Origin of the sequence: Actibacterium atlanticum (assembly GCF_000671395.1) — a bacterium.
Taxonomy (GTDB): domain Bacteria; phylum Pseudomonadota; class Alphaproteobacteria; order Rhodobacterales; family Rhodobacteraceae; genus Actibacterium_D; species Actibacterium_D atlanticum.
This window is the reverse complement of the sequence record NZ_AQQY01000001.1, coordinates 321,890-346,026: the sequence shown is the minus strand read 5'-3', so window position 1 is coordinate 346,026 and position 24,137 is coordinate 321,890. Positions and strand designations below refer to the sequence as shown.

Here is a 24,137-nt window from a genome sequence, read left to right as displayed (position 1 = left end):
TTCTTGTGGGCGGTCCTGTGCATAACTCGTCGTGTTCTTGATCACCCAGTGGGTTCGTGTTCTTCATCCCTTAGTGGCGGATTCACATCCGTCTCGGTTACTCGCACGCTCACGACGTTTAAGCGGGCGGGAAGCCAGGGCGCGGAAGTACCAGTTCCGCGCCCCGACCCTCAGTCTTTTAGCTACACCCGCTGGTCGCGCCGCAGGTGTTGCATTTCATGCAGGTGCCGTTGCGCACCAGCGTGTAGTTGCCGCAATCGCCGCAGGCTTCGCCCTCGTAGCCTTGCATCTTGGCCTTTGTGCGGGCGTCCATGCTGACCGAACCCGAAGCAAGACCGGTGGTCGACTGCGCGGTTTCGGGCACCAGCGTTTGCAGCGTGGCCTGCGGGTCGCCCGAGCTGTCCAGTGCCGTGGCGCCCATGCCGCCGTTCAGCACCACCAGTTCTTGGGGAACCCGCTTGCGCAGATAGCCGGTCGAGGAGATTTGCTTCAGCACTTCCAAGGACTTGGACGCCGCGCTTTCGGACATCTCTTTGATGTTCGACACGCCCTCTTCTTCGCCGCGGCCGATGTCATCAAAGGTGGTGCCTTCGGGTTTGACATGGGCCAGCTCGGTGCGGTCCAGATAGGACACAGCCAGTTCGCGGAAGATGTAGTCAAGGATCGAGGTGGCGTTTTTGATGCTGTCATTGCCCTGCACCATGCCCGCCGGTTCGAACTTGGTGAAGGTGAAGGCATCGACGAATTCTTCCAGCGGCACACCATATTGCAGGCCCACCGACACGGCGATGGCAAAGTTGTTCATCATCGCACGGAAGCCAGCGCCTTCCTTGTGCATGTCGATGAAGATCTCACCCAAGGAGCCATCCTGATATTCGCCCGTACGCAGATAGACCTTGTGCCCACCCACGACCGCTTTCTGGGTATAGCCCTTGCGACGCTCGGGCATTTTCTCGCGGCCGCGGGCGACCTCTTTGATCACGACTTTCTCAATGACTTTCTCGGCCAGGGTCGCGGCTTTCTCCTGCGGGGTGCCGGTTTCCAGAATTTCGGCGGCCTCGTCATCGTCTTCGACCAGCGCGGCGGCCAGCGGCTGCGACAGCTTGGAGCCATCACGATACAGCGCGTTTGCTTTCACACCCAGCGACCACGACAATTCATAGGCTTTCTGGCAGTCCTCGATCGTTGCGTCATTCGGCATGTTGATCGTTTTCGAGATCGCCCCCGAAATGAACGACTGCGCTGCGGCCATCATGGTGATGTGGCTGTTCACGCTCAGGAAACGCTTACCTTTCTTGCCGCACGGGTTGGCGCAGTCGAAGATGTGGTAATGTTTCGGGTCCAGATGCGGCGCGCCCTCCAGGGTCATGGTGCCGCAGACGTGGTCATTGGCGGCCTCGATGTCGGCCTTGGTAAAGCCAAGGTGGCGCAGCAGGTCGAACGATGGGTCGTTCAGCTTTTCAGCCGGGATACCCAGCGTGCCGGTGCAGAACTCTTCGCCCAGGGTCCACTGGTTGAACACGAACCGGATGTCGAAGGCCGAGGGCAGCGCCTCGTCGATCTTCTCCAGCTCGCGCGGGCCGAAACCATGCCCGATCAGCGCGGTCGAGTTAATGCCGGGGCAGTTGCCCAGGCTGGCGTGACCCACGGCATAGGACACGATCTCTTCGATCTGCGCGCTGCCGTAGCCCAGGTTTTCCAGCGCGGCAGGCACCGAGCGGTTGATGATTTTGAAGTAACCACCGCCGGCCAGCTTCTTGAACTTCACCAGTGCAAAGTCAGGCTCGATCCCGGTGGTGTCACAATCCATCACCAGACCGATGGTGCCGGTCGGGGCGATCACGGACACTTGCGCGTTGCGATAGCCATGCTGTGCACCCAGATCCAACGCCTCGTCCCAGACGCCCATGGCCAGATCAATCAGCTTGGCATCGGGGCAATGGGCGTGGTCCAGCGGCACCGGCTTCACGTCCAGCGCTTCGTACCCATCGGACGCGCCATAAGCAGCGTTGCGGTGGTTGCGGATGACACGCAGCATGTGGTCGGCGTTGCGGGCGTGGCCCGGGAAGGCACCCAGCTCTTTGGCCATCTCGGCCGAGGTGGCATAGGACACACCGGTCAGGATCGCGGTCAGCGCACCGGTCAGGGCGCGGCCCTCGTCGCTGTCATAGCCAAGGCCCATGTTCATCAGCAGGCCACCGATGTTGGCATAGCCCAGACCCAGCGTGCGGAAGTCATACGACAGCTGCGCGATCTCCTGGCTGGGGAACTGCGCCATCATCACACTGATTTCCAGCGTCACGGTCCACAAGCGGGTGGCGTGCATGTAATCTTCGGCCTGGAACTTGCCATCCTTAAAGAAGGTCAGCAGGTTCATCGACGCCAGGTTACAGGCGGTGTCATCCAGGAACATGTACTCCGAACACGGGTTCGAGCCGCGGATCGCGCCGTCTTCGGGGCAGGTGTGCCAGGCGTTCACGGTGTCGTGGAACTGGATACCCGGATCAGCACAGGACCATGCGGCGTGGCCAATCTGTTCCCATAGGTCGCGGGCTTTGATTGTCTTGGCAACAGAGCCATCGGTGCGGCGCACCAGCTCCCAGTCGGCGTCGGTTTCTACAGCCTTCAGGAAGGCGTCGGTGACCCGGACCGAGTTGTTCGAGTTTTGACCCGAAACAGTGGCATAAGCTTCCGAATCCCAGTCGGTATCATAGGTCGGGAACTCGATGCTGCTATAGCCCTGCTTGCAATAATCCAACACGCGCTTGATGTAGGCTTCGGGAATTGCCGATTTTTTGGCGCTGCGAATTGCACTTTTCAAACTATCGTTGGTTTTGGGGTCATAGGCGTCAGCCTCGGCGCCATCCCAGGCACGGATCGCTGCGAAGATGTCGTTAAGCTTGGCTTCGTGCATCTTGGAGCCAGCCACGAGCGAGGCAACTTTCTGCTCTTCCTTGACCTTCCAGTTGATGAACTCTTCGATGTCCGGGTGGTCGGCATCACAGATCACCATCTTGGCGGCGCGGCGCGTGGTGCCGCCCGATTTGATCGCGCCAGCAGCCCGGTCACCGATGCGCAGGAAGCCCATCAGACCGGACGATTTGCCGCCCCCCGACAGGGCCTCGCCATCGGCGCGCAGGCTGGAGAAGTTGGTGCCCGTGCCCGAGCCATACTTGAACAGGCGCGCCTCGCGGACCCACAGGTCCATGATGCCACCATCCCCAACCAGATCATCGCTGACCGACTGGATAAAGCAGGCGTGCGGCTGCGGGTGCTCATAGGCGGATTTGGATTTGGTCAGCTTGCCGGTCTTGTAGTCGACATAATAGTGGCCCTGGCTGGGGCCATCGATGCCATAGGCCCAGTGCAGGCCGGTGTTGAACCACTGCGGGCTGTTGGGGGCCGCGCGCTGGGTCGCCAGCATGTAACGCATTTCATCGTAATAGGCGCTGGCGTCGGCCTCGGTGGTGAAGTAGCCACCCTTCCAGCCCCAATAGGCCCAGGCGCCCGCCAGGCGGTCAAAAACCTGCTTGGCCGAGGTTTCGCCGCCGATACGTTCGTCCTCGGGCAGTGCGGCCAGCGCCTTTTCGTCGGGCACCGAACGCCACAGGAATTCCGGCACGTCCTTTTCGCGGACCTTTTTCAAGACCGCAGGAACACCGGCTTTCCGGAAGTATTTTTGTGCGATGACGTCGCTTGCGACCTGACTCCAGCCAGCCGGCACTTCGACGTTTTCCAGGCTGAACACCACGGTGCCATCTGGGTTGCGAATCTCGGAGCTGGTGGTGGTGAAACCAAGTTCACCATATGCGCCGGTTTCGTCTTTGGTGAATTTGCGTTCGATTTTCATTGTCTGCCCCGTCGCAAAGTTTTCTGTGTTTTTGAGCTACAGGCGACGTTGCGCCCTGCCCTGATATTTCGTGCCGGGCGGGTGGCGCAGAGGACAAAACGCACCCCCACTGCCAAAACATGGCAGTGATTCCGCCGGGTCAGACCCGACATCCTGTGTGATTGTCCCTTTGCGCCGCCGGCGACACTATATGTGGTGTCGCGCCCCACCGGCCCACACAAGGTGGCGTATGAAGCCCTATACGGTCAACGAAAAAATTTACTCAGAATTGAAGTTTTTTGCGTTGACCCAAGCCCGGTTCTCGGCGTGCCCCTGTTAAGGAATTGATTCACCCATGTAACAAGCCTGTTAACAAAATGTGGACGGATTTTGAAAAATGTCGACTACATATTGGGTTAGGCGGCCAAATTGCCAAAACACATGAACCGATCGCCGCAGCGCGGCTTGGCGCGTGCAGAAATTTTGATCACTTTTTCAACAAGATGCGGATGAGGGATGGTCGGGGCGGCGAGATTCGAACTCACGACCTTCTGTACCCAAAACAGACGCGCTACCAGGCTGCGCCACGCCCCGACGAGATGTTCCATACCCGGCGCGTGACCGGAAGAAAACCCCTAAGGCGACACACAGGGCCAGATCGCTTCACTTCCGAAAGCGGGATGTTGCATATGGTCACCAGCACGAATGCCAATCCGGCGCGCCATGCCACCGTTGACCTCCAGAACAGCCAAAACCCCGTCCCCACCATCAATGACCGTCTGGTCATGCGGAATGGCGTTTTCATGAATCCGAAGAACTGTCCCGGATGGGTCCACAAAGACCATATCCAACGGGATCAGGGTATTTTTCATCCAGAACCCGACCCGCTGCGGGGACGGGTAAACAAAAAGCATGCCATGGCTGGAGGGCAGTTTTTCACGAAACATCAACCCACGCGCCCGTTCAGAAGCGTCGTCGGCCAATTCTATGGTGAAACGGGCCTGCCCCCAATCGCCGCGCAGCATGACAAGGTCATCGCGGCATTGGGCAACAGACAAATTTGGAAAGAGCCCAGCGCACAGGGCCACAAAGACAAAGCCTAGCCAGCCTCTTCGTCGTTGTCTTGCCCGATCGCGTTTTCCCATGAGCACACCTGAGTGGCCAAACGGCCCCGCTTGCCTTCCATTACACGCAAGCACATTGCCTCGCCGGGTTGCAGGTCTGCAAGCCCCGAACGGCGCAAGACTTCGACGTGCACGAAAACGTCATCGGACGAGCCAAAGATATTGGCAAAGCCAAATCCCTTGCTCTTGTCGAACCACTTCACCCGCGCGGGCAACAGCGGAGTGTCCGCTATCATCGCCTCGTCAGCAAAGTTCAGATCTTCCATCGGGTTTGACTCGCCGGGATCCGGCGGTGCAATAGACAGAACCTGAACGGCCTGAATACCCCGCGTGGTCTCTTGGACCAAAATTTCGATTCCTGCTGAATCTGCGACCGAGCTTTGGCCGTAGTTGCGCAAAACATTCGCATGCAACAATATATCCGGCCCGCCATTATCTGACACTACGAAACCAAACCCTTTTCCAGGGTCGAACCATTTTACCCGGCCTGTGACGCTCTGAGTTGCGCCGTCATCCTCTTCGTTCATCTTCGCTTCGCTATAGTCGTTCAGTGAGTGCCCCTCGCACTTTTGTGACAGGTTAACGCAGGACTTCAAGCGTTAATTGTTGCCAAATTTCAGACAGTTGCATTTCGCGTTACGCGAATGTCAGGGATTCAACCGCTGAATTACCCAGTCTGACGACAGATTTTCACGCCGCCATTGGAACCGATCATGCAACCTATAGGCGCCATCGGCCCAGAACTCGATCTCTAGGGGTTTAATCCTGTAGCCCCCCCAAAACGGCGGGCGCTGCGGATTGGTCCCATGTGTCGCGGTCACTTTCGCCACTTCTGCCATCAGGCTTGTGCGCGAAGACAGCGGCCTGGACTGCTTGGATGCCCAGGCACCGAGACGGCTCTTGAGAGATCGCGAGTGGTAATAGGCATCCGCCTGAGGCCCCTCCTCCCGTTCGACAAGGCCACGAACCCGCACCTGCCGCCTTAACGACTTCCAGTGTAACACAAAACCGGCTTTTCCGGCAGAATCTAATTCTGACGCCTTCTGGCTTTCGTAATTCGTGTAGAAAACAAAGGCATCTGCCTCGATGTCTTTTAACAAAACCATGCGCACATTCGGCATGCCATCGGCATCCACAGTGGCCATCGCCATGGCATTGGGATCGTTAATTTCAGTTTCGGTGGCTTCTGCCAGCCAGCTGCGGGCAATCTCAAACGGGTCAGCCCCTTGAAAGATTCCGGTTCTCTCAGACATATTTTTCTCCAGCTGCTGTAATTCACCTAGAGCCGGGCTGCCCACCGGTCAACCGCGACGCCGCGTTTGCACCGCCCTTGATAGGACAGCGCGATTGTCCTAAAGCTTTTGCAAATTACAAAGGTCTTCGAGGGCACCCAATGTCAACAAAACTAATGGATGGGAAACGCGGCCTGATCATGGGTCTCGCCAATGATAAGTCGATCGCCTGGGGCATCGCGCAAAATTGTGCCGCCCATGGCGCTGAGCTTGCTTTCTCGTATCAGGGCGATGCACTGAAGAAACGCGTCGCGCCGCTGGCCGAGCAGCTTGGCTCGTCGCTGGTTCTACCCTGCGATGTGACGGACGAGGCATCGGTGGATGCATTGTTTGAAGCGCTGGAAAAAGAATGGGGCAAGCTGGACTTTATCGTGCACGCCATCGGGTTCTCTGACAAGGGTGAGCTGCGCGGGCGCTACGTCGACACCAGCCCGGAAAACTTCCGCATGACCATGGATATCTCGGTCTATTCGTTCACCGCCGTTGTGCAACGTGCCGAAAAGCTGATGACCGAAGGCGGTTCGTGCCTGACGCTGACCTATTATGGCGCCGAGCAGGTCATGCCGCATTACAACGTTATGGGCGTGGCCAAGGCCGCGCTGGAAGCATCGGTGAAATATCTGGCCGAAGACCTGGGCAAGAACGATATTCGTGTCAATGCGATCTCGGCCGGCCCGATCAAGACGCTGGCCGCCAGTGGCATCGGTGATTTCCGCTATATCATGAAGTGGAACGAGCTGAACTCGCCCCTGCGTCGCAACGTGACACAGGACGAGGTTGGCAAATCCGCCGTGTACCTGCTGTCCGATCTGGGCTCGGGTGTGACCGGTGAAAACCTGCATGTGGATGCGGGCTATCACGTGGTAGGCATGAAAGCCGTGGATGCGCCAGATATCGATGCTGTTACGGGTCGAAAGTAAGCGATGACCCTTGCCGCCCTGATCGCCATCTACTTTGTGCATCTGGCCGCTGCCATGTCGCCCGGCCCTGCCGTGCTTTTGGCGGCGCGCACCAGTTTGCGCGAAGGTCTGGCACGCGGCATGTGGCTTTCGGTCGGGATCGGGCTTGGGGCCTGTGTCTGGGCCGTCGCCGCCCTGTTTGGCCTTGCGATATTGTTCAAACTGGCCCCGGCGCTGTTGTGGGTGATGAAAGCGGTTGGGGCCAGCTATCTGCTGTATCTGGCTTATAAGATGTGGAAACACGCCCCGGACCCCATGCAAAGCGATTTGCCCCAGACCGCGCGCCAGCGCGGACGGGCTGGCTTGGTCTGGTTGGGCATTGTCACACAACTGGCAAACCCCAAACCCGCGCTGTTCTTTGGCACGGTGTTTTTGACTTTCGTACCGCCGGACGCGCCGGTTTGGGCCTATGGCGTCATTCTGGGCATTGTGTTTTTCAACGATGCTGGCTGGAATGTTGTTGTAAGCAGGGTATTCTCTCTGGAGCGCACGCGTCAGGTTTACCTAAACCTGAAGACCGTGCTGGACCGCGTATTCGGAGCCCTTCTGGCCGCCCTTGGTCTGAAACTGGCCCTAACCTGAGGATCAAGACATGAGCGATCGTCTGCCCCACGAGAAGGGCTTTCACATCAGCTGGGATCAAATCCACCGTGACAGTCGCGCTCTGGCGTGGCGGTTGGACGGGCAAGGCCCCGAAGACGGCGCATGGAAAGCCATCGTTGCCATCACCCGTGGCGGTATGGCCCCAGCCATGATCATTGCCCGTGAACTGGACGTGCGGATCATCGATACGATCTCGGTCAAGTCTTACAATCATCAGGATCAGATGGATGCCAAGGTGCTGAAAGCCCCGGATGACGCCTTGATGGGCGATGGCACAGGGATTTTGATCATCGACGATCTGGTCGACAGCGGCAAAACGCTGGAACTGGTGCGCAAACTGTATCCCAAGGCGCATTTCGGCACCGTCTATGCCAAGCCCAAAGGGCGCCCCATGGTGGATACATTCATCACCGAAGTCAGTCAGGATACCTGGATTTTCTTCCCGTGGGACATGGCGCTGCAATACGTGGAGCCCTATCGCGGCACGGATTGATCCATGTTGATAAACCCCCATCTTGCCAACACATCCCCGCCCCCCGTAATGGAGGCTCGGCGTTGGTTGGAAGGGGTAACTTTCCCGCCTGATCGCCCGCTGATCAATGTCAGTCAAGCCGCGCCCGTCGACCCGCCCCCCGAAGGGATGCGTCAGGCCATCGCCGAGGCCGCGCTCAAGGACGCTTCCGCGCATCTTTATGGCCCGGTTCTGGGCCTGCCCGACCTGCGCTCGGAACTGGCCGCAAAGACCAGCCGCATCTATGGTGGAACGATCCGCGAGGGCCAGGTCGCGATAACGGCCGGATGCAACCAAGCCTTTTGCGCCATCACCGCCACGCTGGCCGCGCCGGGGGATGAAGTTATCCTTCCAACCCCTTGGTATTTCAACCACAAAATGTGGTTGGATATGTCTGGGGTTAAGGCCGTTCCGCTGCCATGCGGGGCAGGCCTCTTGCCCGACCCCGACCAAGCCAAAGCGCTGATCACCCCGGCCACCCGCGCCATCGTGCTGGTCAGCCCGAACAATCCCTGCGGTGTGGAGTACCCAGCCCCGCTGCTGCGTGCTTTCTATGATCTGGCCAAGGCCCACGGCATTGCGTTGATCGTCGACGAAACCTATCGCGACTTTCACGCGGCCCCGGACGCACCGCATGATCTGTTCAGCGACCCGGATTGGGACAGCACGCTGATTCAGCTCTACTCTTTTTCAAAGGCCTATCGCCTGACTGGTCATCGCGTCGGCGCGGCGCTGACCAGCCCGGCCCGGCTGGCACAGGTAGAGAAGTTTCTGGACACCGTCACCATTTGCCCCAACCAACTGGGTCAGCGCGCCGCCCTGTGGGGCATGCGCAATCTGGACCAGTGGCTGGCTGGCGAGCGCGATGAAATCCTGGCCCGCAGGACAGCGATGGAAACGGGCACCCTGCCCGGCTGGGATCTGCTTGGCTGTGGCGCGTATTTTGGCTATTTCCGTCATCCGTTTGATTTGCCATCCGATGAACTTGCCCCGAAATTGGTACGTGACGCGGGTATTTTGGCCCTGCCCGGAACCATGTTCCGCCCCGCAAGCGACCCGGCTGGCGGACACGAAATGCGCATTGCATTCGCCAATATCGACAGTCAGGGGATCGCAGATTTATTCGCCCGGCTGCGCGGCTTTGCCCCCTAGTGCTTGCGGGTCTTGCAGCAAGCGCTTACACAGCTCTGACGACCCATTTGTGTGAAAAGGACGGGCCCGATGAGCGTAGCCAAGAAAACCGGCAATTTCTTTGTCTGGATGATTATTGTGGCGTTGATTGTCGGCCTGGGCGGCTTTGGCATCACCAACTTTGGCGGCTCGATTCAAAGCATCGGCACAGTGGGTGACACGCCAATCTCTTTGAACAGCTATTACACCACGCTGCAGCGTGAAATCCGCGATGTTGAAAACCAGACCGGCGAACGGCTGACCGTGATCGAAGCCGAGCAACTGGGCATCGTGCAATCGGCTCGTGCTCAGGCGATCACCAATGCGACGCTGGACAACGAACTTGACCGCATGGGCCTTGATATCGGCGATGGTCCGGTCGGTCAGGCGGTACTGGATATCGCCTCGTTCCAAGGGTCCGACGGAAATTTTGACCGCGAGGCCTATCGCTATACGCTGCAACAAAACGGCCTGACCGAGGCAGAGTTCGAAGAGCAGCTGCGCGGCGACACCGCCCGCTCGTTGATCAGCGGCGCCTTGCTGTCAGGCACCGAAGTGCCGCAAGCCTATACCGATGTGATCTCGAACTTCTTTGGCGCGCGCCGCTCGTATGTGTATGCGCAACTGTCGGAAAGCCAGTTGGACACACCGGTGGGCCTGCCCTCGGACGACGCGCTGCAAAGCTATTACGAAGCCAACGCAGGCACCTTTACCACCCCCGAAAGCCGCGACATCACCTATGCCTTGCTGACGCCCGATATGCTGGCTGACGAAGTCACGGTGGATGAAACCACCCTGCGCGAGCTTTATGACGAGCGGATCACCGAATATGTCCGCCCGGAGCGTCGTTTGGTTGAGCAACTGGTTTACCCCAACGAGGCCGCGGCCCAAGACGCGCGGGATCGTCTGGACGCGGGCGAGGCAAGCTTTGACGAACTGGTCGCCGAGCGCGGTTTGGAACTGTCGCAGATTGATCTGGGCGATGTGACAAAGGCCCAGCTGGGCAGCGCGGGCGCCGACGTCTTTGCCCTGACCGAGCCGGGTGTCGCCGGGCCGGTAATGTCAAACCTGGGCCCTGCCCTGATCCGCATGAACGCGATTCTGGATGGCTCGACCGTTACTTTCGAACAAGCCAAAGGCGATCTGAGCCTTGAGATCGTTCAAGACCGTGCCCGCCGCATCATCAGCGACATGATCACCGATCTGGACGATCTGCTGGCTGCCGGCGCCACACTGGAAGAATTGGCCAATGACACCAGCATGGAATTGGGTCAAATTTCCTATTTCCCCGGGCAGGATGCGGACATTGCCGGCTATGAGGCCTTTCGCACGGCCGCCGCACAAGCCCGCGAAAGCGACTTTCCTGAACTGATCGAACTGGAAGACGGCGGCCTGTTTGCGCTGCGTCTGAACGCCATCACCCCACCTGCACTGCGCCCGCTGGACGCCGTCCGTGACGAAGCCATCGCCGGGTGGCAAGTGGTTGAAGCGGCACGCCTTCTGGCCGAAAAGGCGCAAGCGATGAAGGCCCTGCTGGACGCGGGCGATAGCTTTGCCTCGTTGGGGCTGAACAGCCAGACGGTCGAACCGGTGGCACGTTCGGGCGTTGCGCCTGCTGCCTTGGTAGAGCCGCTGTTCGCTTTGGAAGACGGGGGGGCGACCATCGTGACGGCGCCTGATGGCGCGGTGTACCTGCTGCAAATGACGGGCGCCCTGCCCGCGGACGCCGAAGATGCCACGCTGCAAGCCGTCTTGTCGGCATTCCAGCAGCAAGCCGCTGGCGCCATGGCGCAGGATATCTTTGTTTACTTCGCGCAGTCGCGTCTGAATGACGTCGGGCTGACCTTGGACGAAGCCGCGATCCGCGCTGTCCACGCGCAACTTCCGTGAGGCTCTGATGGTGGCTCTGACCCCGACATTCGACGCGTTCAAAGCAGGCTATGAGGCCGGTGAAAATCAGGTCGTCTATGCCCGTCTGGCGGCTGATCTGGATACGCCCGTCAGCCTGATGATGAAACTGACCGAGGCTGGCAAAGACAGCTTCATGCTGGAATCGGTCACCGGCGGCGAAGTTCGCGGGCGCTATTCGGTTGTTGGCATGAAACCCGATCTGGTGTGGAAATGCCGGGGCGAAGCCAGCAGCCTGAACCGTCAGGCCCGGTTTGATGCAGACGCTTTTGAAGATTTGCAGGGACATCCACTGGAAACCCTGCGCGCGATCATCGCCGAAAGCCGGATTGATCTGCCCGATGGCTTGCCGCCGATTGCGGCCGGGCTGTTTGGCTATCTGGGCTATGACATGATCCGGTTGGTCGAACATCTGCCCAATGTGAACCCCGACCCGCTGGGCCTGCCTGATGCGCTGATGCTGCGCCCGTCGGTTGTGGCGGTGCTGGACGGCGTCAAAGGCGAGGTAATCGTTGTGTCGCCCGCGTGGGCCAATTCGGGCCAGTCGGCCAAGGCCGCCTATGCCCAAGCCGCCGAGCGCGTGATGGATGCCGTACGCGATCTGGAACGCGCTGTGCCCGATGCCAGCCGCGATCTGGGCGAGAGCGCTGTGGTGGGCGAGCCTGTCTCGAACTTCACCAAGCAGGGCTATCTGGACGCGGTTGAAAAGGCCAAGGAATACATCCGCGCCGGTGACATCTTTCAGGTCGTCCCAGCACAACGCTGGACGCAGGAATTTACCCTGCCGCCCTTTGCGCTGTACCGCAGCCTGCGCCGCACCAACCCTTCGCCGTTCATGTTCTACTTTAACTTCGGCGGGTTTCAGGTGATCGGCGCCAGCCCCGAAATTCTGGTGCGCGTGTTTGATGGTGAGGTCACCATTCGCCCGATCGCCGGCACCCGCCCCCGTGGCGCCACACCCGAAGAGGACCGCGCTTTGGAGGCCGATCTGCTGGCCGACAAGAAAGAACTGGCCGAGCATCTGATGCTGCTGGATCTGGGCCGCAACGATGTGGGCCGCGTCGCCAAGATCGGCACCGTGCGCCCGACCGAAGAATTCATCATCGAACGCTACAGCCATGTGATGCATATCGTGTCGAACGTTGTGGGCGAAATCAGTGATGACCATGACGCCCTGTCCGCCCTGCTGGCCGGTCTGCCCGCAGGCACGGTTTCAGGCGCGCCCAAGGTCCGCGCGATGGAGATCATCGACGAGCTGGAGCCGGAAAAACGTGGCGTTTACGGCGGTGGTGTGGGTTACTTCGCCGCCAATGGCGATATGGACATGTGTATCGCGCTGCGTACCGCTGTGTTGCAGGACGAGAAGCTGTACATTCAGGCCGGCGGCGGCGTTGTGTATGACAGCGACCCCGAGTCCGAGTTTCAGGAAACGGTCAATAAATCCAAAGCGATCCGCCGCGCGGCGCAGGATGCTGGGCTGTTCTCACAATCCGGCAATCGCTAAGCTTTACCAGCGGAACTTCAGCACCTCGGACAGCGGCGCCAGATCGACCTCGGTGCTGCCTTCCAGCGCCCATTCAAACAGTGCAGTCACGGTTTCTGGGCGGCTGTGGCCCAACATGACAACCGCACCGTCCTGCCCGGCTTTGAAAGCTGCGCGTTTCAGTACGCGACGGATAACCGGCGCGCTTTCAGCCTGATCATCAATGCTGCGATAAATCAGCGCCGAGGGCACCTTGGCGGCCTTGGCCATCTGATCAATCGTCTTCAGGCCCCGATCAAAGCTGACCACGCCATGGCCGCTGTCTTCGGCAATCTGAATCAGCTGAGTCTGCAAGGCACGGCTGCTGCCCAGAATGCCACCTTCGACATCCATCAGCGCGATGGTCTGATCCATCTGCGCCATATAACTTTGCAACGTGACCTCAAGGTCTTGCGGTGTGGCCCCGGCAGGCAACCCACCGGTCATAAGAATGGTTTCGAACCCGGCTTTGCGATAGGCGCGCATGGCCTCGACGGCGTCGGGGCGCGCTGCATCAATCGCGAAAGCCACTGGAAACGAAATCGTGCTGAGCGTCGCGCGATCCAATCCGGAATCGCCCTCATCCACGATCACAATCGACATCAGCGGCTTGTCGCCTGAACGTTTGAACGGCACAGCGTTGCGGGCCAGCGCCCCCAAGTTTACCGGCTCCGGGTCGACTTCGGGGGCGGGCTCGGGATCTTGCCCGACCGAGGGCAAACGCCCGGTGCGCACATTCGGTGTCTCAAAGGTAAAGCCCGGCTGTGGCAGACCAATCGCTGCCGCGCCCGACCCTATAGGGGCCGGGGCCTCGCCAATCTGTCCGATGGGCGGGGTTGGGGCGGGGTCAGCCTCAGGCACCTGAGGCGTTGCAGATTCGGGGTTTGGCAACACCGGCTCTTCGCCTGTTGGCGGCAGGGCCGGGTCAGTTACGGCCGCATCCGGTGCAGTGATTCCATCGGGCACAGCGGTGCCCGGCGCCGGAGCGCTGCCCGGGTTGGTGTCAGGATTGGGCGGCTCGACCTGTGTGCTGCCACCAGGCAAGGCCGGGGCCGATGTGCCAGGTACTGCAGGGTCATCGGGTTGAGACACCGTAGCCGCACCATCCTCGGCGGGTTTGTTGAACTCGGACCCGGGCGGCAGATCAACCTGCCCTGTTGTCGGCGCTTCAACCGGTTCTGCATCTGGTTCTAAGGGTACCACGGGCACGGTTTCCGGCGCGGCGGCGGGTTCCATCTGGGGGGGCGTTGTATCGGGTGTGGAGTCAGTCGCAGGCACGCTTGGCGCAAAACTGGAACTGTCCCGCATCGGCGCGGTCAGCGAAAATACCGTCAACCCCACGGCCGAGGCCACTACGCCCCAGGTCAGACCACCTGCTACACTTCGCATGTCCCCGTACCTCCTGTTCTTGTGCCCAAGCCCTTGACCCCGGCGTGCTGCTCTGAACATGTATAGCCCGACCACGCAAAGGGTTCACCCCTTATTCATCAAAGGCCAGCCAATGCTACTGCTGATCGATAATTATGACAGTTTCACCTATAATCTCGTCCATTATCTGGGCGAGTTGGGCTGGCCAGCGCAGGTACACCGCAATGACGCGCTGAACGTGCAGGAAGCCATGGCGCTAAAGCCCGAGGCCATCGTGCTTTCGCCCGGCCCTTGCGACCCGCCCCAAGCAGGCATTTGCATGGCTTTGACCGAAGCCGCCGCCGAGGCTGACATCCCGCTGTTCGGCGTTTGCCTTGGGCATCAGACCATTGGCGCGGTGTTTGGCGGCAAGGTTATCCGCGCGGGTGAAATCGTGCACGGCAAAATGGGCACGATGCATCACAATGGTACCGGCGTTTTCAAAGGTCTGCCTTCACCGTTTGAGGCAACCCGCTATCACTCGCTGACCGTTGAACGCGAAAGCCTGCCCGATTGTCTGGAGGCCAATGCATGGCTTGATAACGGGCTGATCATGGGCCTGCGCCACAAGACCAAGAACATCCACGGCGTGCAGTTTCATCCTGAAAGCATTCGCTCGGAACATGGGCATGCACTGATCAAGAACTTCCTCGATACGGTAAAGGTGCCCGCATGAGCGACCTTCTGAAACCTTTCATTGGTGCCGCCTGCGAACGCCCGCTGACCCGTGAAGAAGCCGCCGAGGCCTTCGGCGTGCTGTTTGACGGCGACGCCACGCCCAGCCAGATCGGCGGCTTCCTGATGGCCCTGCGCACCCGTGGCGAAGCCGTTGAGGAAATCACCGGTGCGGCCGAAGCCATGCGCGCCAAGTGCAACAAGGTCGCCGCCCCTGCGGGCGCGATTGATATCGTTGGCACGGGGGGCTCGGGCAAAAAAACCCTGAACATCTCAACCGCCACGGCCTTTACTGTGGCGGGCTGCGGTGTGCCCGTTGCCAAGCACGGCAACAAGGCGGCATCGTCTTTGTCAGGCGCGGCAGACGCTTTGGGCCAGATGGGCGTGAACGTCATGGTCGGCGCGGATGTCGTGGAACAGGCGCTGGCCGAGATCGGCATCGCCTTCATGATGGCCCCGATGCACCACCCGGCCATCAAACATGTCATGCCGACGCGGCTGGAGCTGGGCACGCGCACCGTGTTCAACATCCTTGGCCCCCTGACCAACCCGGCGGGCGTCAAACGTCAGCTGACCGGCGCGTTTTCGCGCGCGATGATCCGCCCGATGGCAGAGACCCTGCTGGCGCTTGGCTCGGAAAAGGCGTGGCTGGTGCATGGCTCGGACGGCACCGATGAGCTGACCATTACCGGCACCAGCTGGATCGCTGCTGTCGAAGATGGTGCCGTGGTAGAGCGCGAGCTGCATCCCGAAGAGGCCGGCTTGCCGACCCACCCGTTTGAAGACATCACCGGCGGCACAGCCGAAGAAAACGGCGCTGCGCTGCGCGCTGTGTTGGCGGGCGAAAAAGGTGCCTATCGTGATGCGGTTTTGCTGAACGCCGCTGCCGCATTGCAGGTGGCAGGCAAGGTGAACAACCTGCCACAAGGCATTGAAATGGCTTCTGAAAGCATCGACGCAGGCCACGCCATGGCCAAAATCACCGCACTGGCGGAGCTGACCCAAGGAGCCGCCGCATGAGCACCGCACTGGACCGTATCAAAGCCTATAAGCTGGACGAAATTATCGCCGACAAGGCCGCCAAACCGCTGGCCGATGTTGAAGTCGAGGCCAAAGCCGCCGACCCCACGCGCGGCTTTGCCAACGCGCTGATTGAGGCGTCAAAAACCGGTTACGGCCTGATTGCCGAGGTCAAGAAGGCCAGCCCTTCCAAGGGTCTGATCCGCGCTGATTTCAACCCACCGCTTCTGGCCAAAGCCTATGAGGACGGCGGCGCGACCTGCTTGTCGGTTCTGACCGACACGCCCAGCTTTCAGGGCGCGAAGTCCTTCCTGACCGAGGCCCGCGCCGCGACCTCCCTGCCTGCTTTGCGCAAGGACTTCATGTACGACACCTATCAGGTGGCCGAAGCCCGCGCGCTGAACGCCGACTGCATTCTGATCATCATGGCCTCGGTGTCTGACGTCCAGGCCGCCGAACTGGAAGACGCCGCGTTCGGCTGGGGCATGGATGTGCTGATCGAGGTTCACAACGGCGAAGAGCTGGACCGCGCGCTGGCGCTGAAATCGCCGCTGCTGGGCATCAACAACCGCAACCTGAAGACGTTCGAGACCTCGCTTGATACCACCCGTGAGCTGGCTAAACGGGTGCCCGATGACCGGCTGGTGGTGTCCGAAAGCGGGCTGTTCACCCCGCAGGATCTGGCCGACATGGCGGATTACGGCGCGCGCACCTTCCTGATCGGCGAAAGCCTGATGCGTCAGGACGATGTCACCGCTGCCACTCGCGCGCTTCTGGCCAACCCCAAGGTGCCCGCGTAATGGCCGATCTGACCCATTTCGACGCCAAGGGCGACGCGCATATGGTGGATGTCTCGGCCAAGAACATCACCGACCGCATCGCCATCGCGCGCGGCTGCGTGAAAATGCGGCCCGAAACGCTGGCGCTGATCACCGAAGGCACCGCCAAAAAGGGCGACGTGTTGGGCGTCGCGCGTTTGGCCGGTATCATGGGCGCCAAGAAAACCGCTGACCTGATCCCACTGTGTCACCCGCTGCCTATCACCAAGGTCGCTGTCGAGCTGACACCGGACGCTGACCTTCCCGGTGTACAGATCGAGGCCACGGTCAAGACCACGGGTCAGACCGGGGTTGAAATGGAAGCCCTGACTGCCATCAATGTCGCCGCCCTAACGGTCTATGACATGCTCAAGGCCGCAGATAAGGGGATGGAGATAAAAGACATTCGCGTGGTCCTGAAAGATGGTGGTAAATCAGGCAGATACGAGGCGAAGTGATGATTTCAGTTGAAGAGGCTCTGGGCCATATATTTGCGCTTTCCAAGCCTCTGGGAACAGAAGTCATCTCGCTGGCAGAGGCCGCAGGCAGGGTGCTGGCAGTGCCCGCCAAAGCGCGCCGCGACCAACCCCCTTTCAATGCCTCGGCCATGGACGGCTATGCCCTCAAAGGCATCGAATCCGATCTGCACGCCCAGTTTAAGGTGATCGGGGAATCCGCTGCGGGCGCAGGGTTTCAGGGCCGTGTCGGCGCGGGCCAATGCGTACGTATTTTCACCGGCGCCCCGGTGCCTGAAGGCACTGACAAGGTTGTCATTCAGGAAAACACCAGTCGCAGCGGCGACACGATCACGATCACCGATGACCCCGGTCAGGCCAGCCATATACGCCAGCAAGGTGCGGATTTTTCGGTCGGGGCTGAAGTCAGCGCCCCGCGCGTGCTCCGCCCTGCCGATCTGGCGCTGCTGGCCGCCATGAACGTGGCCGAGGTGACGGTCTCTACACGCCCGCAGGTCGCCATTATCGCCACCGGGAACGAACTGGTCATGCCCGGCGAAGAGCCCGGCCCCGATCAGATCGTTGCATCAAACAGCTTTGGGCTGAAAGCCATGATAGAGGCCGAGGGCGGCATCGCCCGCATGCTGCCCATCGCCCGCGACACGGAGGCGAGCCTCAAGCAGGTGTTCGCCTTGGCTGAAGGCGCAGATCTGGTGCTGACAATTGGCGGAGCCTCGGTCGGGGATCATGATCTGGTCGGTCAGGTCGCAGCGGATCTGGGAATGGATCAAAGCTTCTACAAGGTTGCGATGCGCCCGGGCAAACCGCTGATGGCAGGGCGCATGGGCAACGCCGCCATGATTGGCCTGCCCGGCAATCCGGTATCGGCCTTGGTTTGTGGTCAGGTCTTCGTTCTGCCCGCCCTGCGCGCCATGATGGGATTGGGGCAAGCCCCTGCGCCGCGCAAGACGGCCCCTTTGGCCAGCGACCTTCCCGCGAATGGCCCACGCGAGCATTACATGCGGGCGCGGCTGACGAACGAAGGCCTGGACGCATTTGGCAGTCAGGACAGTGCCTTGCTGACGGTTCTGTCCGAAGCGCGCGCACTGATCGCCCGCCCGCCCCATGACCCGGCCCGCAACGCAGGCGAACTGGTCGAGTATCTGCCGGTCTGACGCCCCTGTTGACACAAAACAAGAACATGCGTAGAACATGAGAGAACAAATCCGCACAGATGCGGAGAGGTTTGAGAGCCGGAGGTGGCGACATGCTGACACGTAAGCAATTGGAATTGCTCGATTTCATCAACAAACGCGTGCAACGCGACGGGGTTCCGCCCTCGTTTGATGAAATGAAAGAAGCATTGGACTTGCGCTCCAAGTCCGGCATTCACCGCCTGATCACTGCTTTGGAGGAACGGGGCTTTATCCGCAGACTGGCCCACCGTGCCCGAGCGATTGAAATCGTCAAACTTCCAGAAGCGATGGAAAACAAAGGGTTTTCCCCCAAAGTGATCGAAGGAGACGCACCGCCACCACCGCCTTCGGGGGCGATGCCCGTGGACGCGGTACATGCCATGGAATTGCCCGTTATGGGGCGCATTGCAGCCGGTACACCGATTGAGGCCATTTCTGAGGTTTCCCATACCGTGGCAGTCCCCGGTGGCATGGTTTCAGGCCGTGGCCACCATTACGCTTTGGAAGTCAAAGGTGACTCGATGATTGACGCGGGGATCAACGATGGCGATGTCGTTGTGATCCGCGAACAGACGACTGCCGACAATGGTGAGATCGTCGTTGCACTGGTCGAAGGCCATGAGGCCACACTGAAACGCTTTCGCCGCAAGGGCGATATGATCGCACTTGAGGCCGCCAACCCGGCCTATGAAACCCGCGTGTTGCGGTCGGATCAGGTGAAGGTTCAGGGCCGTCTGGTGGGCTTGATCCGCAGCTACTGAATTAGGGCGACCATGGGCGCCCGGCTTGGCGCGCATGGATCACGCGCGGCCCGTCCGCGCCCGGCAGAACGGCCAAAGCGCCGGTGCGCCGCAAATGGGTCTGATCAATCAGCACACAATCTGGCGGCGGCTCTTGCACCTTTTTGCCGACAATCACCCAGCCCTGACGGCACGCGACAGGCAGCAGATCGCGCCACCCCCGCCCTGAGACATGCATGATCGGCTGTGCCCCGACATGGGCCTGCCATATCCCCTGCCCGCCCTGCCATCCCTTGCGCGCAAAGGCCTGCTCTTGTGTGGCGCTGTCACCGTCATTTTCAAGCCAGCTTTCAGCGGTAAACCCATCGCCGCGCGGCTTGTTCAAATCGCGCCCCTGTTCGGTCAACACCCCGACCAACGCGCCATTTTCAGACACCAGCAAGGCCGGTCGGCTGGCCTGAGACCACAGAGCCATCGCCGCCAGAACCGCCACAATGCCCCCCCATCGTGCAGGACCACGCCACAAGATCAGCCACAGAGCCCCAAGGCTTAACAGCGGCAACACCGCCGGTCCGGGCACGACAACCGGCCACGTCGCGCCGTCTAATCCGGCAACCCATTGTGCCACGCCCAGAATCCATGCAATGCCCAATCGCATCACTTCGAACGCCGGGGCGGACAATCCGAAAGGGAATAAAATCAACCCGATCAGTGCGGCCGGCATCACCACCGCACCCATTAACGGCACGCTAAGCACATTGGCCAACAGCCCAAATTGCGCCACCTGATTGAAATGCGCCGCCCCAAACGGCGCGGTCGCAATCCCCGCAACCGCCGAAGAGATGACCACCGCAATCACCGGCTTCAGCCACCCCGGCGCACGCGGCCAGTGTTCGGGCCAGCGGCGCAACGCGCCAAATACCGCGACCAGCGCCGTGGTCGCAGCAAAGGACATCTGGAAGCCCGGCTCCAGCAAGCTTTCCGGCGCGATGGTCAAAACGATCACCGCCGCCAACGCCACCGCCCGTAGCGTCAAAGCGCGCCGATCCGCCAGAACGGCGATAAGCATGACAGAGACCATGATAAATGCGCGCTGCGTCGACACATTGCCCCCGGACAGCATCAGATAAAATGCCGCGGCGCCCAGTGCCGTCACCGCGGCGATTTTGCGGGCAGGCCAGCGCAATGCAAGCGGCGGGATCAGCGCCAACCCGTACCGCAGCCCGGCAAAGACCAACCCTGTCAACAGCCCCATGTGCAGCCCAGAAATCGCCAGCAAATGCGCCAGATTTGAATCCCGCAACGCCTGCAGCATCGGCTTGGATATCGCGGCCCGGTCGCCCGTCAGGATCGCGGCGGCGAAAGCACCCTCATCGCCCGGAACCCGTGCCCGGATCATCCGAGAGAAATTCACCCGCAGCAGATGCACCCATAAGGATGCACCAGACCCGGCAGGCGCGATCAGCATTGCGGGACTGCGCGCATAGCCCACCGCGCCCAGTTGATCAAACCATGCACGGCGGCGAAAATCGAATCCCCCGGGCTCGGCCGGGCCGGGGGGCGGCGAAAGGTTCGCGGTGACCGCCACTTTCTGACCGGGCGTCAGGTCAAACCCGGCCACCCCACCGTGCAACGACACCCGCACATATTTGGGGGTCTTCGCGACACGTTGGCGCTCCATCCAGACTTGATCAAGGGTAATACGGGTGACATCAGCGTGCGAGCGATCAATCGCAGTGACGCGCCCTTCAACAGCACCGTAAAACCGATAGCTCAGCACCGGCGCATCGACGATCTGCACCCGCATCCCCATCAGCAAAAGCCCGATTAGCATCAAAAACAGAATACTGGCCAAGGGCGAAACGGCTTCGGGCAGGCGCCGCGCCAGAACACCCAGCACCAGCGCCAATGCGATGATCGCCCCCCAGCCAATTACACTGGGTTCCATTGGCAGCACAAAGTAGCCACCCACCCCGAAGGCAAGCGCCACGGGCACCCAGTGAAACAGATGACCGCGCTGTGCGGCGATGGCCCCCAGCACGCGCATGGCTTGAGAACTCCGGCGTGATTGATTACTCAGACGCCAACGCTATTCCCCATTTGGTTGCCAGAAGGTTAACACGCCCATGTCCGAGGCTCAGGTCGTCACACGTTTCGCCCCTTCCCCCACCGGGTTCCTGCACATTGGAGGCGCCCGTACGGCCCTGTTCAACTGGCTCTATGCCCGGGGGCGTGGCGGCAAGTTTTTGCTGCGTATCGAAGACACCGATCGCGCGCGCTCGACACCCGAGGCCACCGCGGCGATCCTGAAAGGCATGGAATGGCTGGGGCTAGACTATGATGGAGACCCGGTCAGCCAGTTCGAACAGGCTGATCGCCACGCCGAAGTTGCCCAACAGCTGCTGGCCGAGGGCAAGGCGTATAAATGTTTTTCCACACAGGATGAAATCGCCGCCTTCCGCGACGCCGCCAAAGCCGAGGGCAAATCGACCCTGTTTCGCAGCCCTTGGCGTGACGCAGATGCGGCCAGCCACCCAGATGCCCCCTTTGTGGTGCGCATTAAGGCCCCGCAGGAGGGCACCACCGTGATCCGCGATCAGGTGCAGGGCGATGTCACCATTCGCAATGATCAGCTGGATGACATGATCCTGTTACGTTCAGATGGCACCCCGGTCTACATGCTGGCCGTTGTTGTCGATGACCATGACATGGGCGTGACCCATGTGATCCGGGGGGATGACCACCTGAACAATGCCGCGCGTCAGATGATGATCTATGACGCGATGGGGTGGGACGTGCCGGTCTGGGCGCATATCCCGCTGATCCACGGCCCTGACGGCAAGAAACTGTCAAAGCGACACGGTGCTTTGGGCGTCGAGGAATACCAGACCATGGGATATCCCGCCGCCGCGATGCGCAACTATCTGGCGCGTCTGGGCTGGAGCCATGGTGATGACGAATTCTTTACCGATGCGCAGGCCAAAGAGTGGTTTGGCTTTGACGGAATCGGCAAATCCCCGGCCCGGTTTGACTTCAAAAAGCTGGAAAACCTGTCTGGCCAGCATATCGGCGCTGCTGACAATGCCGCACTGCTGCGCGAAACGGAGGCATTTCTGGCTGCAACTAATGCAGCTCCCCTGACAGATATGCAAAAAGAAAAATTTGTTGCGGCCCTTCCCAGCATGAAGAGCGGCACGAAGACGCTCGGGAAACTCATTGAAAAAGCTTACTTTATTCTTGGTTCACGCCCATTTGTACCGGATGAGAAAGCCGCTAAAGCACTGGATAATGTATCCCGTGGTATACTGGGTGAATTGACGCCGCACCTGCAAAATGCTAGCTGGTCGCGTGAAGCGCTGGAGGCTGTCGTGGCCTCATTCGCGGAGGAGAGAGACCTGAAGCTTGGCAAGCTCGCGCAACCATTGCGTGCGGCTTTGGCCGGGCGGACAGTATCACCCAGCGTATTCGACATGATGATCGTCATCGGCCGGGAGGAGACGCTCAGCCGGATAAATGACGCACAGTCCTAAACGGGCGATCCTCGCCCGTTTGACCAAATGCACCAACCGGCACGATTTGCGCGCCGGTTTCTGAAAGAGGGACAAGTATGGCAGACAGCACCAAGACCGCGACGCTCACCATTGACGATAAGACTCTGGAGTTGCCGATCCACAGCCCAACCGCCGGGCCGGACGTTATCGACATCACCAAGCTTTATGCGCAGGGCGGCGTGTTCACGCATGACCCGGGGTTCACTTCGACCTCGTCCTGCGAATCCACCATCACTTTCATTGATGGCGGCAAAGGCGAGCTGCTGCACCGTGGCTATCCGATCGACCAACTGGCCGAAAAGTCCCATTACCTGGAAGTGTGCTATCTGCTGCTTTATGGTGAACTGCCGACGGCAGCCGAACTGGAAACGTTTGAAAACACCATTACCCGTCACACTATGCTCCATGAGCAGATGACCGGGTTCTTCCGCGGCTTCCGCCGCGACGCGCACCCGATGGCCATTATGGTGGGTGTGGTTGGCGCCATGTCGGCATTCTATCATGACAGCACCGACATTTCGGATCCGCGCCAGCGCGAAATCGCCTCGCACCGCCTGATCGCGAAAATGCCGACCATCGCCGCCTGGGCCTATAAGTACTCGATCGGTCAGCCGTTTGTGTATCCGCGCAACGATCTGGATTACGCATCGAACTTCCTGCGCATGTGCTTTGCCGTGCCCGCCGAAGACTATGAGGTAAACCCGATCCTGAGCCGCGCGATGGACCGTATCTTTACCCTGCACGCGGATCACGAACAGAACGCTTCGACCTCGACCGTGCGTCTGGCCTCGTCCTCGGGCGCTAACCCGTTTGCCTGTATCGCTGCTGGTATCGCCTGCCTGTGGGGGCCGTCCCACGGGGGCGCCAACCAGGCTTGTCTGGAAATGCTGCGTCAGATCGGCTCGGTGGATCGCATCCCCGAGTTTATCGCTCGCGCCAAAGACAAGGACGATCCGTTCCGCCTGATGGGCTTTGGTCACCGCGTCTACAAAAACTTCGACCCGCGCGCCAAGGTGATGAAAAAATCGGCCGACGAAGTGCTGGACCTGCTGGGTGTCGAAAACAACCCGGTTCTGCAGGTTGCCAAAGAGCTGGAAGCCGCGGCTCTGGCCGATCCGTATTTCGCCGACAAGAAGCTGTTCCCGAACGTGGATTTCTACTCGGGTATCATCCTCGAGGCCATGGGCTTCCCCACTTCGATGTTCACCCCGATCTTCGCTCTGTCGCGGACCGTGGGCTGGGTCAGCCAGTGGAAAGAGATGATTTCCGAGCCGGGCCTGAAAATCGGTCGCCCGCGTCAGCTTTATACCGGTCCGACCCTGCGCGACTATACAGAAGTCGAAGACCGCTAAGCTGT

General features: G+C 60.3%; 20 protein-coding genes and 1 tRNA gene. 14 read left to right on the top strand and 7 right to left on the bottom strand.

The window, feature by feature from the left end:
- Positions 1–178 precede the first annotated feature (178 nt).
- The 5 genes from ATO10_RS01705 to pdxH all read right to left on the bottom strand — a co-directional run bounded on the left by ATO10_RS01705 (position 179) and on the right by pdxH (position 6,206).
- Entirely contained in the window at positions 179–3,850 is a 3,672-nt protein-coding gene (locus tag ATO10_RS01705; RefSeq protein WP_035247194.1) for a vitamin B12-dependent ribonucleotide reductase, read from the bottom strand.
- A 496-nt stretch (positions 3,851–4,346) separates the two neighbouring features.
- Positions 4,347–4,423 (bottom strand) — tRNA-Pro (locus ATO10_RS01700).
- A 41-nt stretch (positions 4,424–4,464) separates the two neighbouring features.
- Positions 4,465–4,854 (bottom strand): DUF192 domain-containing protein, encoded by a 390-nt coding sequence (locus ATO10_RS01695; protein WP_238323332.1) that lies wholly within the window; start codon positions 4,852–4,854, stop codon positions 4,465–4,467.
- Positions 4,855–4,928: 74 nt separating this feature from the next.
- Positions 4,929–5,480, bottom strand: coding sequence for a cold-shock protein (locus ATO10_RS01690; RefSeq protein WP_035247191.1), 552 nt, complete (start codon positions 5,478–5,480; stop codon positions 4,929–4,931).
- Positions 5,481–5,600: 120 nt separating this feature from the next.
- Entirely contained in the window at positions 5,601–6,206 is a 606-nt protein-coding gene (gene pdxH, locus ATO10_RS01685) for a pyridoxamine 5'-phosphate oxidase (RefSeq protein ID WP_035247188.1), read from the bottom strand.
- A gap of 140 nt (positions 6,207–6,346) precedes the next feature.
- On the opposite strand from pdxH, the gene fabI reads away from it, so the two are divergent.
- The 6 genes from fabI (at position 6,347) to trpE (ending at position 12,900) form a co-directional block, all read left to right on the top strand.
- Positions 6,347–7,165 carry an enoyl-ACP reductase FabI gene (fabI, locus tag ATO10_RS01680; protein ID WP_035247185.1) on the top strand — a complete coding sequence of 273 codons (819 nt, stop codon included), beginning with the start codon at positions 6,347–6,349 and terminating at the stop codon, positions 7,163–7,165.
- Positions 7,166–7,168: 3 nt separating this feature from the next.
- Positions 7,169–7,786 carry a LysE family translocator gene (locus ATO10_RS01675; RefSeq protein WP_035247183.1) on the top strand — a complete coding sequence of 206 codons (618 nt, stop codon included), beginning with the start codon at positions 7,169–7,171 and terminating at the stop codon, positions 7,784–7,786.
- Between the two features lie 10 nt (positions 7,787–7,796).
- Positions 7,797–8,300 carry a xanthine phosphoribosyltransferase gene (gene gpt, locus ATO10_RS01670; protein WP_035247181.1) on the top strand — a complete coding sequence of 168 codons (504 nt, stop codon included), beginning with the start codon at positions 7,797–7,799 and terminating at the stop codon, positions 8,298–8,300.
- 3 nt (positions 8,301–8,303) lie between these two features.
- Complete coding sequence (locus ATO10_RS01665; protein ID WP_035247178.1) at positions 8,304–9,470, top strand: aminotransferase; 1,167 nt, start codon at positions 8,304–8,306, stop codon at positions 9,468–9,470.
- Positions 9,471–9,539: 69 nt separating this feature from the next.
- Positions 9,540–11,378, top strand: coding sequence for a peptidyl-prolyl cis-trans isomerase (locus ATO10_RS01660; protein WP_035247176.1), 1,839 nt, complete (start codon positions 9,540–9,542; stop codon positions 11,376–11,378).
- 10 nt (positions 11,379–11,388) lie between these two features.
- Positions 11,389–12,900, top strand: coding sequence for an anthranilate synthase component I (trpE, locus tag ATO10_RS01655; protein WP_035248261.1), 1,512 nt, complete (start codon positions 11,389–11,391; stop codon positions 12,898–12,900).
- Positions 12,901–12,903: 3 nt separating this feature from the next.
- Here the strand turns inward: trpE and ATO10_RS15835 are convergent, their stop codons facing one another.
- Positions 12,904–14,307 carry a divergent polysaccharide deacetylase family protein gene (locus ATO10_RS15835; protein ID WP_051597884.1) on the bottom strand — a complete coding sequence of 468 codons (1,404 nt, stop codon included), beginning with the start codon at positions 14,305–14,307 and terminating at the stop codon, positions 12,904–12,906.
- Positions 14,308–14,419: 112 nt separating this feature from the next.
- Between ATO10_RS15835 and ATO10_RS01645 the strand changes: the two genes are divergently transcribed.
- The 6 genes from ATO10_RS01645 to lexA all read left to right on the top strand — a co-directional run bounded on the left by ATO10_RS01645 (position 14,420) and on the right by lexA (position 19,250).
- Positions 14,420–15,001, top strand: coding sequence for an anthranilate synthase component II (locus ATO10_RS01645; RefSeq protein ID WP_035247172.1), 582 nt, complete (start codon positions 14,420–14,422; stop codon positions 14,999–15,001).
- Positions 14,998–16,020, top strand: a complete 1,023-nt coding sequence (trpD, locus tag ATO10_RS01640) for an anthranilate phosphoribosyltransferase (protein WP_035247169.1) — start codon at positions 14,998–15,000, stop codon at positions 16,018–16,020. Before ATO10_RS01645 ends, trpD begins: the two co-directional genes overlap by 4 nt.
- A complete protein-coding gene (gene trpC / locus ATO10_RS01635) occupies positions 16,017–16,820 on the top strand; it encodes an indole-3-glycerol phosphate synthase TrpC (protein WP_035247166.1) in 804 nt (267 codons plus the stop codon). Before trpD ends, trpC begins: the two co-directional genes overlap by 4 nt.
- The gene (moaC, locus tag ATO10_RS01630; RefSeq protein WP_035247163.1) at positions 16,820–17,296 is read left to right on the top strand and encodes a cyclic pyranopterin monophosphate synthase MoaC; all 477 of its coding nucleotides are present in this window, start codon (positions 16,820–16,822) and stop codon (positions 17,294–17,296) included. Before trpC ends, moaC begins: the two co-directional genes overlap by 1 nt.
- Positions 17,296–18,468, top strand: a complete 1,173-nt coding sequence (locus ATO10_RS01625) for a molybdopterin molybdotransferase MoeA (protein WP_035247161.1) — start codon at positions 17,296–17,298, stop codon at positions 18,466–18,468. The genes moaC and ATO10_RS01625 overlap by 1 nt, the downstream gene beginning before the upstream one ends.
- Before the next feature lie 92 nt (positions 18,469–18,560).
- Positions 18,561–19,250 (top strand): transcriptional repressor LexA, encoded by a 690-nt coding sequence (gene lexA / locus ATO10_RS01620; RefSeq protein WP_035247158.1) that lies wholly within the window; start codon positions 18,561–18,563, stop codon positions 19,248–19,250.
- Between the two features lies 1 nt (position 19,251).
- Here the strand turns inward: lexA and ATO10_RS01615 are convergent, their stop codons facing one another.
- Positions 19,252–21,276, bottom strand: coding sequence for a ComEC/Rec2 family competence protein (locus ATO10_RS01615; RefSeq protein ID WP_035247156.1), 2,025 nt, complete (start codon positions 21,274–21,276; stop codon positions 19,252–19,254).
- Between the two features lie 79 nt (positions 21,277–21,355).
- Here ATO10_RS01615 and gltX point away from each other — a divergent pair, with 79 nt between their 5' ends.
- Positions 21,356–22,759: a glutamate--tRNA ligase gene (gltX, locus tag ATO10_RS01610; protein ID WP_035247153.1), complete on the top strand. Its 1,404-nt coding sequence runs from the start codon at positions 21,356–21,358 to the stop codon at positions 22,757–22,759.
- 77 nt (positions 22,760–22,836) lie between these two features.
- Positions 22,837–24,132: a citrate synthase gene (gene gltA, locus ATO10_RS01605; protein WP_035247150.1), complete on the top strand. Its 1,296-nt coding sequence runs from the start codon at positions 22,837–22,839 to the stop codon at positions 24,130–24,132.
- The last annotated feature ends 5 nt before the right edge of the window (positions 24,133–24,137 follow it).

Bases quoted from the DNA above. Each gene is read 5' to 3' on its own strand.
- ATO10_RS01690 (WP_035247191.1), bottom strand. From the start codon at position 5,480: ATGAACGAAGAGGATGACGGCGCAACTCAGAGCGTCACAGGCCGGGTA.
- fabI (WP_035247185.1), top strand. From the start codon at position 6,347: ATGTCAACAAAACTAATGGATGGGAAACGCGGCCTGATCATGGGTCTC.
- ATO10_RS01705 (WP_035247194.1), bottom strand. From the start codon at position 3,850: ATGAAAATCGAACGCAAATTCACCAAAGACGAAACCGGCGCATATGGT.
- gltA (WP_035247150.1), top strand. From the start codon at position 22,837: ATGGCAGACAGCACCAAGACCGCGACGCTCACCATTGACGATAAGACT.
- lexA (WP_035247158.1), top strand. From the start codon at position 18,561: ATGCTGACACGTAAGCAATTGGAATTGCTCGATTTCATCAACAAACGC.
- ATO10_RS01625 (WP_035247161.1), top strand. From the start codon at position 17,296: ATGATTTCAGTTGAAGAGGCTCTGGGCCATATATTTGCGCTTTCCAAG.
- ATO10_RS01675 (WP_035247183.1), top strand. From the start codon at position 7,169: ATGACCCTTGCCGCCCTGATCGCCATCTACTTTGTGCATCTGGCCGCT.
- ATO10_RS01660 (WP_035247176.1), top strand. From the start codon at position 9,540: ATGAGCGTAGCCAAGAAAACCGGCAATTTCTTTGTCTGGATGATTATT.
- ATO10_RS01665 (WP_035247178.1), top strand. From the start codon at position 8,304: ATGTTGATAAACCCCCATCTTGCCAACACATCCCCGCCCCCCGTAATG.
- gltX (WP_035247153.1), top strand. From the start codon at position 21,356: ATGTCCGAGGCTCAGGTCGTCACACGTTTCGCCCCTTCCCCCACCGGG.
- ATO10_RS15835 (WP_051597884.1), bottom strand. From the start codon at position 14,307: ATGCGAAGTGTAGCAGGTGGTCTGACCTGGGGCGTAGTGGCCTCGGCC.
- pdxH (WP_035247188.1), bottom strand. From the start codon at position 6,206: ATGTCTGAGAGAACCGGAATCTTTCAAGGGGCTGACCCGTTTGAGATT.
- moaC (WP_035247163.1), top strand. From the start codon at position 16,820: ATGGCCGATCTGACCCATTTCGACGCCAAGGGCGACGCGCATATGGTG.
- ATO10_RS01645 (WP_035247172.1), top strand. From the start codon at position 14,420: ATGCTACTGCTGATCGATAATTATGACAGTTTCACCTATAATCTCGTC.
- ATO10_RS01615 (WP_035247156.1), bottom strand. From the start codon at position 21,276: ATGCGCGTGCTGGGGGCCATCGCCGCACAGCGCGGTCATCTGTTTCAC.
- trpC (WP_035247166.1), top strand. From the start codon at position 16,017: ATGAGCACCGCACTGGACCGTATCAAAGCCTATAAGCTGGACGAAATT.
- ATO10_RS01695 (WP_238323332.1), bottom strand. From the start codon at position 4,854: ATGCTGCGCGGCGATTGGGGGCAGGCCCGTTTCACCATAGAATTGGCC.
- gpt (WP_035247181.1), top strand. From the start codon at position 7,797: ATGAGCGATCGTCTGCCCCACGAGAAGGGCTTTCACATCAGCTGGGAT.
- trpD (WP_035247169.1), top strand. From the start codon at position 14,998: ATGAGCGACCTTCTGAAACCTTTCATTGGTGCCGCCTGCGAACGCCCG.